This window comes from Streptomyces hydrogenans (assembly GCF_014656075.1).
GTDB classification, from domain to species: Bacteria; Actinomycetota; Actinomycetes; order Streptomycetales; family Streptomycetaceae; genus Streptomyces; species Streptomyces hydrogenans.
In genome coordinates this window covers 17,307-27,782 of sequence record NZ_BNBS01000102.1, presented here as the reverse complement: position 1 = coordinate 27,782, position 10,476 = coordinate 17,307, and the positions used below count along the sequence as shown (strand labels likewise).

Here is a 10,476-nt window from a genome sequence, read left to right as displayed (position 1 = left end):
CGGTGACGTCCCCGCTGCCGCGAGCGGACGCACCCCGTACCCCGGCTCGGGCGACCTGCCCCGGTCGAGCAGCGGCCGCATCCCGCACCCGTCCGCCGGTGACGTCCCCGCTGCCGCGAGCGGACGCACCCCGTACCCCGGCTCGGGCGACGTCCCCGGTGCCGCGAGCGGACGCACCCCCTACCCCGGCTCAGGGGACCTGCCCCGGTCGAGCAGCGCCCGGATCCCACACCCGGCGTCGGGTGACGTCGGCGGAGCCGTGAGCGGGCGGACCGCCCGGCCCGGGGCCGGGGACGTCACGGCGGCGTCGAGCGGCCGGCTCGGCGGGCGGTCGGGCGGGGCGGCGGACCTGGGCGGGCGGGCCAGTGGCCGGACCTCGCGTCCGGACGACGGGCACGCGCCGGCCGGCGACCGGAGCGGCGCGCGCGTGCCCCGGCCCGGGGGCGAGGAGGACCACCTTCCGCGACCGGCCACGGGCCGGGTGCCGCTGCCGCGGCTCGTCGTGCTCGTGGACGACTTCGACGCCCTCGTCGCCCCCGCCCTCGGCGCCCCCGGCCGGCCCGCCGCCGGTTCCGTCGTCCGGGCCCTGGAGGCCGTCGCGCGGCACGGGGAGCGGCTCGGGGTGCACCTGATCGCGACCTCCGCCCGCCCGGACCGGACGGTCGACACGGACCTGGCGCACGGCGCCCGGCTCCGCGTGGTCCTGGACGCTCCGCCGGGCACGCCCGGTCCGGACGTCCCGGCGCCCGGCCGGGGCCGGCTGGGGCACCCCGACGGCCGCGTGACGCCCTTCCAGGCGGGGCGCGTCACCGGCAGGATCCCCCGGACGGCGACGCAGCGGCCGACCGTGGTCCCCCTGGAGTGGGAGCGGATGGGCGACCCGCCCGCCCGCCGTCCCGTCCGCGAGCTGGGCAACGGCCCCACGGACCTGGCCCTGCTGGCCAGCGCCCTCGACCGTGCGGCCCGCTCGGTCGAGGCCGCCCCGGTCCCCCCGCTGACCCACGCCTGACCCCCCGGGGCCCTGAGCCCCGGGGCGGGTTCCGGCCGCCGGGTCCGTCCGTCGACGGGGCGGCGGACCGCTCAGCCCAGCGCCCGCAGCCCCGCCACCGTCGCGCGCGTGAGCTCGTCCACGTACCCCTTCGGGAGGCCCGTGCGGGCGACGACGAGGCGCCAGTACAGCGGGCCGACCATCAGGTCGAGGGCGTTCGCGGGATCGGTGCCCGCGGCGAGCTCGCCGCGGGCCACCGCCTCGCGGACGATCTGCGCGACGACCCCCTCCTGCCCGTCGAGGAGCGCCGACCGCACGGGTGCGGCGATCTCGGGCTGCCGGGCCGCCTCGACGAGGAGTTCGGGGATGACCTGGGAGGCGATCGGGTGCCGCAGGGCGTGCGAGGCGACGGTGAGCAGGGCCCGTACGTCCCCCTCCAGGGAGCCGGTGGCGGGCGCCGGCAGCCCCTGCGCGGCGACCGCCCCGACCACGTCCAGGACGAGCGCGAGCTTGGACTTCCACCGGCGGTAGACGGCCGTCTTGCCGACCCCGGCCCGCCGCGCGATGCCCTCGATGGACATCCGGGCGAAGCCGACGGCGGCGAGTTCCTCGAAGACGGCGGCGCGGATGGCCTCGGTGACGTCCTCGCGGAGCACGGCGGCTCCGGCGGGCGTGCGGCGGGGCGTGGGAGTGCTCATGAACCGCATCCTAACCAGCGGTGACGTCACGACGATACGGTTGCGTTCCGACGTGGAGGAGCCTAGCCTCGCCGTAGCGACGATACGGACCCGTCCCGACGTCACGGCCGGCGATGGCGCACGTCCGCCTCCCGCCGAGCTCCGCCCACCCCCGTCGAGCTCCGCCCCACCCCTCCGTCGAGAGCGCACGCACGTGACCCTGACACTGCCGCCACCGACCAAGGCCGCCCCCGCGCCGGCCGCCCGCCCCGACGAGGACCTCCAGGCCCTCGCCCGCCACCACGGACTCACCGTCAGCGGCGCCCGGCCGCCCCTCCCCGCCTACGTCCGCGAGCTCTGGGCCCGCCGGGACTTCATCGCCTCCTTCGCGACGGCCCGGCTGACCGCGCAGTACAGCCAGGCGCGGCTCGGACAGCTGTGGCAGCTGATGACCCCGCTGCTCAACGCGGCCGTGTACTACCTGATCTTCGGCGTCCTGATGGACGTCCAGCGGGGCGTCCCCGACTACGTCCCCTTCCTCCTGACCGGCGTCTTCGTATGGACCTTCACCGCCAACACGCTGACCGCCGGCACCCGAGCGATCAGCGGCAACCTCGGCCTGGTCCGCGCCCTGCACTTCCCCCGCGCGAGCCTCCCGCTCTCGCTCGCCCTGCTCCAGCTGCAACAGCTGTTCCTGTCGCTCGCCGCGCTCGTCGTGATCCTGCTCTGCTTCGGCGAGTTCCCGGCCTGGAGCTGGCTGCTCGCGGTGCCCGCGATCGCGCTCCAGGCCCTGTTCAGCACCGGCGTCTCGCTCGTCCTCGCCCGGCTGGCCGCCCGCACCCCGGACGTCAGCCAGCTGATGCCCTTCGTCCTGCGCACCTGGATGTACGCCTCGGGCGTGATGTGGTCGATCGGCTCCCTGGCGGAGCGCGGCCGCTTCCCGCACGCGGTGGTCCTGGCGCTCCAGTGCAACCCGGTGGCGGTCTACATCGACCTCGTCCGCTTCGCGCTCGTCGAGAGCTATACCGCGGCGAACCTGCCGCCGCACGTGTGGGCGCTGGCGATCGGCTGGGCGGCGCTCGCCTTCGCGGGCGGCTTCGTATGGTTCTGGAAGGCGGAGGAGACGTACGGCCGTGGCTGACCCCGACGAGACGACGACCGCGGCGCCGAACGCACCGGCGACCGAGGCGGCCGGGCCGACGACCGCGCCGACCGACCCGGCCCCACCGACCGCCCCGCTCCCCGCCCCCACCGTCGTCGCCGACCGCGTCCACATCGCCTACACCGTCCCGGACGGCCTCGGCGGCAACCGCCGGGTGCACGCCGTGAAGGGCGTCTGCTTCGTCGCCCGGCGCGGCGAGGCGATTGGCCTGATCGGTTCGAACGGCTCGGGGAAGTCCACCCTCCTGAAGGCCATCGCCGGGCTCCAGCCGGTGGAGAGCGGCACGATCCACACCCAGGGCAGACCCGCCCTCCTCGGCGTCGACGCGGCCCTGATGGGAGACCTCTCCGGCGAGCGGAACGTGATCCTCGGCGGCCTCGCCATGGGCATGACCTGGTCCGAGATCACGGCCCGCTACGACGACATCGTCGCCTTCTCGGGCCTGGAAGAGGGCCTGGACGAGGACCTCGACGACCACCCCGCCGCCGGTCCCGCCACGCCCCCCGCCGACCCCGCCGCCCGCCGACGCGGCGGCCTCTCCCCCCACCCCTCCGCGGCCCCCGGCAGCCCCCTGTCCCGCCCCCTGCGGACGTACTCCTCCGGCATGAGCGCCCGGCTCCGCTTCGCGATCTCCGCGACCGCCCGGAGCCACGACGTGCTCCTCATCGACGAGGCCCTGGCCACCGGGGACGCCCGCTTCCGGCGTCGGAGCCGCCGCCGGATCGACGAACTGCGGGCCGCGGCCGGCACGGTCTTCCTCGTGGCCCACGCTCACGCGGCCATCCGGGAGACCTGCGACCGGGCGCTCTGGCTGGAGGCGGGCACGCTGCGGATGGACGGCCCGGCGGACGAGGTGGTGGCGGCGTACGAGGAGTTCACCAGGACGGGCGCCACCCCGCCCTCCAGGTAGGGCATAACACACATAACAGACCTAAGGTCGGAGCGTGACGACGCCCGATCGCCCCCGCTCCCGCGCCTCCGGTCCCACGGCCCCCGCACCCCCCTCCCTCACCCGCTCGCCCTTCCAGTCGGACACCTTCACGTCCGCCACCTTCGTCACCGTCGGGCGCGGCCCCGCCCTCGCGCTCGCCGCCGTCTGGCTGTTCACCCGCGTCGGCATGCTGGCGCTGCTCGCGAGCGACAGCCTCGGCATCGGCGGGGTCGGGCACGAGGTGCGGCTCCTCTACCGCCACTGGTACGGCCTCTTCGCCGACGGCACCTTCCCGCCCGGCGACCCGACCTGGCAGTACCCGCCCGGCGCCGGGCTGGTGATCATGGCGCCCGGCCTGCTGATGCCCTGGCTCGGCTACACCCAGGCGTTCGTCGTGCTGACCCTGCTCGCCGACGCCGCCGTCACCCTCGGCCTGGCCCTCGCCGACCGCTCCCGGCTCACCCACGGCGCCTGGTACTGGGTCTGCGCCCTGCCGCTCCTCCTCCACCTGCCGCTCGCCCGGTACGACGTCCAGGCCACCGCCCTCGCCGTCCTCGGGCTGCTGCTGCTCAAGGGCCGCTCCCCGACCGCCCACCGGCTCGGCGGCGCGCTCGCCGGGATCGGCGCGCTGGTCAAGGGATGGCCGGCGCTCGCCCTGATCGGCACGCCCCGGGGGCGCACCACCCGCGAGGCGTGGACGGCCGCGGCGGTCACCGCCCTCACCCTCCTCGCCGTCCTCGCGCTCTTCTTCTCCGACTCGCTCGGCTTCCTGCGGCAGCAGGGCGCCCGGGGCATCCAGGTCGAGTCGCTGGGCGGCACCGCGCTCGCCCTCGGCCGCGCGGCCGGCCTGTGGCCGGGGACCTCGGAGATCCGCTACGGCGCCTACGAGTACGTCGGCCCGTACGTCTCCACCCTGGGCCACCTGTTCCTGCTGCTGACCGTCGCCGCCGTGCTGTGGCTGGTGCTGTGGCGGCTCCGGGCCGTCCGCTGGACCGAGGCCACCCCGCTCGACGCGGCCCTCGCCGCCGTGCTGCTCCTCACCGTCACGAGCCGGGTGATCAGCCCCCAGTACCTGGTCTGGCTCCTCGGCCTCGCCGCCGTCTGCCTGACCTCGCGCCGCACGGTGATGCGCCCGGTGGCGCTGCTGCTGCTCCCCGCGGCGGCGCTCAGCTCCCTCGCGTACCCCGTCCTCTACGCCGAGGTCGTCGCCGGCGCCCCCGCCGGCCTGACGGTGATGGTCCTCCGCAACGCCCTGCTGCTCGCGGCGGCCGTCGTCGCCGCCCACCGTCTGTGGCGGGCCACGGTCACCCCCGTACGGGAATAGCCCGCGGGACCCGTACGGGAAGAGGGCCACCGGCCCCGTACGGGAACGACCCCGGCTCCGTACGGGAACGGCCCCCGGAACGGCCGAAGGGCCCCGCCGGACGCGGACGCGTCCTGCGGGGCCCTTCGGTTCCGCTCGGCTAGCTGTGCGTCCGCAGCAGCGTCCGCATCGTCCGCATGGCCACCGACAGGTTGGCCAGGTCGAAGGTGTCCGAGCCCTGGATCTCCTCCAGGGTGGTGTGGGCGCGGCCCAGGATCGCCGCGTTGGTGTCCTCCCACGCCTTGAAGCGCTCCTCGGGCGTCGAGGTGCCGTTGCCGGCGGCCAGGACGTCGGAGGTGAGCGCCGCGTGGGCGGCGAAGAGGTCCTCGCGGATGGAGGCGCGGGCCATGGACTGCCAGCGGTCGGCCCGCGGCAGCTCGATGATCCGGTCCATCAGGTCGGTGATCCGCAGGCGGTCGGCCAGGTCGTAGTAGACCTCGGCGACGGCCAGCGGGTCCTTCTCCGTGCGGTCGGCGATCGCGACGATGTCGAGCGTCGGGAAGGCGGACGAGAAGCCCGCGACGCGCACGGCCAGCTCCTCCGGCACGCCGAAGCCGGTCAGCTCGTCGAGGATCGACTGGTACCACTCCTGGTCCGAGCCGCGCAGCAGCTGCGGCAGCCGCTCCCGGACCTGCTCGACGCGCTCGGCGAAGAACTCGATGGTCTCGCCGATCGCGAGCGGCTGCGGCCGGTTGTTGAGCAGCCAGCGGGTGCCGCGTTCGACGAGCCGGCGGGAGTGCAGCCGCATCCGGGTCTGGATCTCGGCCGGGACCTTGTTGTCGAGGGCCTCGACGGCGTCCCAGACCTCGCCGAGCCGGAAGATGGCCCGGGCCGCGGTCTGGGCCCGCACGATCTCCTCCAGGGAGGCGCCGCTCTCCTCGCGGAGGCGGTGCAGGAAGGTCGAGCCGCCGGTGTTGACGGTGTCGTTGACCAGGACGGTCGTGATGATCTCGCGGCGCAGCGCGTGACCGTCGACGGCCTCGCCGAACTTCTCGCGCAGCAGCGTCGGGAAGTAGGCGTGCAGCAGACCGGCCAGGTACGGGTCGTCGGGCAGCTCGGTGCCGATCAGCTCGTCGGCCACCGTGATCTTGGTGTAGGCGAGGAGGACGGCGAGCTCGGGCTGGCTGAGGCCCTTCTCGTTGTTGAGCAGCTCGCGGATCTGCCGGTCGTTGGGCAGGAACTCCAGGGAGCGGTCGAGCGCCCCGTCGCGGCCCAGGCGGCGCATGAAGCGCTGGTGGGCGTGGAGCAGGGAGGGCGACTGGGCGACGGCGTTGGCGAGGGCGGTGTTCTGCGCGTAGTTGTTGCGCAGCACCAGCCGGCCGACCTCGTCGGTCATCTCGGCGAGGATCTTGTTGCGCTGCTTGACGGTCATGTCGCCCTCGGCGACGAGCCCGTTGAGCAGGATCTTGATGTTGACCTCGTGGTCGGAGGTGTCGACGCCGGCGCTGTTGTCGATGGCGTCGGTGTTGATCTTGCCGCCGGTGCGCTCGGGGCCGCCGGCGCGGGCGAACTCGATGCGGCCGAGCTGGGTGGCGCCGAGGTTGCCGCCCTCGCCGACGACCTGGGCGCGGACGTCCTGGCCGTCGACGCGGATGGCGTCGTTGGCCTTGTCGCCGACCTCGGCGTTGGTCTCGACCGAGGACTTCACGTAGGTGCCGATGCCGCCGTTCCACAGCAGGTCGACGGGCGACTGGAGGATCGCCTTCATCAGCTCGGCCGGGGTCAGCTTGGTGACGCCGTCCTCGATGCCCAGCGCGGCCCGCACGTGGGCGTTGACCGGGATCGACTTGGCGGTACGGGGGTGGATGCCACCGCCCGACGACAGCAGCGAGGTGTCGTAGTCCGCCCAGGAGGAGCGGGGCAGGTCGAAGAGGCGGCGGCGCTCGGCGTAGGAGGTGGCCGCGTCCGGGGTGGGGTCGAGGAAGATGTGGCGGTGGTCGAAGGCGGCCACCAGGCGGATGTGCTCGGAGAGCAGCATGCCGTTGCCGAAGACGTCGCCGGACATGTCGCCGACGCCGACGACGGTGAAGTCCTCGGTCTGGGTGTCGTGGCCCAGCTCGCGGAAGTGCCGCTTCACGGACTCCCAGGCGCCGCGGGCGGTGATGCCCATGCCCTTGTGGTCGTAGCCGGCGGAGCCGCCGGAGGCGAAGGCGTCGCCGAGCCAGAAGCCGTACGCCTCCGCGACGCCGTTGGCGATGTCGGAGAAGGTGGCGGTGCCCTTGTCGGCGGCGACGACGAGGTAGGTGTCGTCCTCGTCGTGGCGGACCACGTCGACCGGGGGCACGACCTCGCCGGCGACCAGGTTGTCGGTGATGTCGAGCAGCGCCGAGATGAAGGTCTTGTACGAGGCGACGCCCTCGGCCAGCCAGGCGTCCCGGTCCACGGCGGGGTCCGGGAGCTGCTTGGCGACGAAGCCGCCCTTGGCGCCGACGGGCACGATGACGGTGTTCTTCACCATCTGCGCCTTGACCAGGCCGAGGATCTCGGTACGGAAGTCCTCGCGCCGGTCGGACCAGCGCAGGCCGCCGCGGGCGACCTTGCCGAAGCGCAGGTGGACGCCCTCGACGCGCGGGGAGTACACCCAGATCTCGAAGGCGGGGCGCGGCGCCGGCAGGTCGGGGATGGCCTGCGGGTCGAACTTCATCGACACGTAGGAGTGCGGCGTTCCGTCGGCCGTGGTCTGGAAGAAGTTGGTCCGCAGCGTCGCCGTGATGACGGTGAGGAAGGACCGCAGGATCCGGTCCTCGTCCAGGCTGGCGACCTGGTCGAGGGCGGCGTCCAGCTCTTCGAGGAGCGCGTCGATCAGCTCGGTGCCGGCGCGCTGGCGCTCCGGGGCCATGCGGGCCTCGAAGAGGTTGACGAGCAGCCGGGTGGTGTGGACGTTGTTGCGGAGGGTGTCCTCCATGTAGTCCTGGCTGAAGGTCGAACCGGCCTGGCGCAGGTACTTGGCGTAGGCGCGCAGGACCATGGCCTCGCGCCAGTTGAGCCCGGCGGAGAGGACGAGCGAGTTGAAGTTGTCGTTCTCGGCCTCGCCGGTCCAGGTGGCGGCGAAGGCCTCCTGGAAGCGCTCGCGGGCGTCGTCGCCGAGGTAGTCCCCGCCGTTGCCGGTCGCGGCGGGCATCCGCAGGCCGAAGTCGTAGATCCAGGCGTGGGTGCGGTCGGCGCAGCGGAGCTCGTACGGCCGCTCGTCGGTGACCTCGACGCCGAGCCGGTTGAGGACCGGCAGGACGGCGGAGAGGGAGATCTGGTCGCCGGTCTTGTAGATCTTGAAGCGGCGCTCGCCGGGGCCGGCGGCGACGGGCTCGTAGAGGGAGAGCGCGAAGTCCTTGCCGCTGGCGGCGAGGGCCTCCATGCGGACCAGGTCGGCGACGGCGGCGCGCGGCGAGTGGTCGGCCTTGTAGCCCTCGGAGAAGGCGTTGCCGTAGCGGCGGAGCAGCTCGGCGGCGCGCTCCTCGCCGAACTCGGCGTTGAGGGCCTCGCCGAAGCCGTCGGACCAGGAGCGGGCGGCCTCGACGAGCCGGGCCTCGATGCGGTCCACGTCGGCGTCGGTGAGGGCGGCGAGGACGGTGCCCGGCTCGACGCGGATGACGAAGTGGAGCCGGGAGAGGATCGACTCGGTGTTCCAGGCGGTGAAGTCGACGGAGGTGCCGTTCAGCTCCTCCTTGAGGATGTCGATGATCCGCAGCCGGACGCGGGTGGTGTAGCGGTCGCGCGGCAGGTAGACGAGGGCCGAGTAGTAGCGGCCGTACTCGTCCTGGCGCAGGTAGAGCCGCAGTCGGCGGCGCTCCTGGAGGTACAGGACGCTGGTGACGATGGCCTGGAGCTGGTCGACCGGGGTCTGGAACAGCTCGTCGCGCGGGTAGGTCTCCAGGATCTGGAGCAGGTCGCGGCCGTCGTGGCTGTTGGAGGAGAAGCCGGCGCCGGCCAGCACCTCCTGGACCTTGCGCTTGACGACGGGGACGCGGCGCACGGACTCGGTGTACGCGGCGGACGAGAAGAGGCCGAGGAAGCGGCGCTCGCCGATGACGTTGCCGTCGGCGTCGAACTTCTTCACGCCGACGTAGTCGAGGTACGAGGGCCGGTGCACGGTCGCGCGGCTGTTGGCCTTCGTCAGGATGAGCAGCTTGTGCTCGCGGGCCTTGGCGCGGGCGTCGGCGGGCAGCCGGCTGAAGGACGGGGAGACCGGGTGGGCGTGGTGGCCGGACTCGCCGTCGGTGTGGTGCGGGTCGGAGCGCAGGATGCCGAGGCCGGTGCCGGGGACGGCGGCGAGCGCGTCGCCGTCGACGAGCTCGTACTCGCGGTAGCCGAGGAAGGTGAAGTGGTCGTCGGCGAGCCAGCGCAGCAGCTCCTGCGCCTCCTCGACCTCGGTGGGCCGCAGGTCGGAGGCGGTGGGCTCGGCGGTCAGGCCGTCGGCGATGCGCAGCGCGGCGTCGCGCATCTTCTCCCAGTCCTCGACGGTCTCGCGGACGTCGGACAGGACGCGGAGCAGGTCGGCGGTGATCTGCTTGAGGTCGGCCCGGTCGGTCTCGCGGTCGATCTCGACGTGGATCCAGGACTCGGCGAGCGCGTCGTGCGGCAGCTCGCCGTGGATCTGGGTCGACAGGACCTCGATGAGCTTGCCGGTGATGTCACGGCGGACGAGGACCTGCGGGTGGATCACGACGTGGATGCCGCGGCCCTGGCGGGAGAGCTCGTTGGTGACGGAGTCGACGAGGAACGGCATGTCGTCGGTGACGACCTCGACGACGGAGTGGCTGCTGGTCCAGCCGTTCTCCTCGACCGTCGGGGTGTGCACGCGGACGTTCGCGGTGCCCTGGGGGCGGTTCTCCGCGAGCTTGTAGTGGGAGAGCGCGGCACCGAAGACGTCGTCCGGGTCGCGGTCGGACAGGTCCTCGGGGGCGGTGTGCAGGTAGTAGCGCTGGAGGTAGTCGAGCACGGTGTCCCGGTCCGGGCGCTCGCCCTCCGGGCCCGTCGGAAGTCGCCCCCCGACCGGGCTGTGCTCAGCTACGCGGGCGGCCCTCTCGAGCAGCTCGGCCTTTGCTTCGTCCAGCTTGGTCTGCATGTCCTCTGCTCCTGTCGCGCGCCGTTGCGTGACGTCGGTGGAAGAAAGAAAGGGCACAACGCCTCGACGCGGTGATTCCGGTCGAAGACGACGTTATGCCCGGATGAGAGATGCCCGGATCGAAACCGGCCACGTGGGGCGGGGTTTCCGGACGGAGGAGATCGGCGAACGCACGGTCGGCCCGGCCGCGTGAGCGGACCGGGCGGCAGCCGGGGGCCGCACTGCCCCCGCGGCGTATCGCGCTGATCACGGGAAAAGCCTATCGCTCAAGCCCCCTGCCCCGTCATGAGCCG

Annotated in this window: 5 protein-coding genes and 1 pseudogene; 4 read left to right on the top strand and 2 right to left on the bottom strand. The window is 73.5% G+C overall.

Annotated features, from left to right (window positions below; translation table 11 throughout):
- Nucleotides 1-1,009, top strand: a pseudogene (locus IE321_RS31300) (FHA domain-containing protein); the annotation flags it as partial.
- Between the two features lie 71 nt (nucleotides 1,010-1,080).
- On the opposite strand, the gene IE321_RS31295 reads toward IE321_RS31300, so the two are convergent.
- Nucleotides 1,081-1,695: a TetR/AcrR family transcriptional regulator gene (locus IE321_RS31295; protein WP_370531630.1), complete on the bottom strand. Its 615-nt coding sequence runs from the start codon at nucleotides 1,693-1,695 to the stop codon at nucleotides 1,081-1,083.
- A 190-nt stretch (nucleotides 1,696-1,885) separates the two neighbouring features.
- Here IE321_RS31295 and IE321_RS31290 point away from each other — a divergent pair, with 190 nt between their 5' ends.
- The 3 genes from IE321_RS31290 to IE321_RS31280 all read left to right on the top strand — a co-directional run bounded on the left by IE321_RS31290 (nucleotide 1,886) and on the right by IE321_RS31280 (nucleotide 5,082).
- Nucleotides 1,886-2,806: an ABC transporter permease gene (locus tag IE321_RS31290; protein WP_226651887.1), complete on the top strand. Its 921-nt coding sequence runs from the start codon at nucleotides 1,886-1,888 to the stop codon at nucleotides 2,804-2,806.
- Nucleotides 2,807-2,939: 133 nt separating this feature from the next.
- On the top strand, nucleotides 2,940-3,737 hold the full coding sequence (locus IE321_RS31285; RefSeq protein ID WP_226651886.1) for an ABC transporter ATP-binding protein: 798 nt from the start codon (nucleotides 2,940-2,942) through the stop codon (nucleotides 3,735-3,737).
- Nucleotides 3,738-3,771: 34 nt separating this feature from the next.
- Entirely contained in the window at nucleotides 3,772-5,082 is a 1,311-nt protein-coding gene (locus tag IE321_RS31280) for a glycosyltransferase 87 family protein (protein WP_372470212.1), read from the top strand.
- Nucleotides 5,083-5,221: 139 nt separating this feature from the next.
- Here the strand turns inward: IE321_RS31280 and IE321_RS31275 are convergent, their stop codons facing one another.
- The gene (locus IE321_RS31275) at nucleotides 5,222-10,183 is read right to left on the bottom strand and encodes an NAD-glutamate dehydrogenase (protein WP_043227486.1); all 4,962 of its coding nucleotides are present in this window, start codon (nucleotides 10,181-10,183) and stop codon (nucleotides 5,222-5,224) included.
- Nucleotides 10,184-10,476 lie beyond the last annotated feature (293 nt).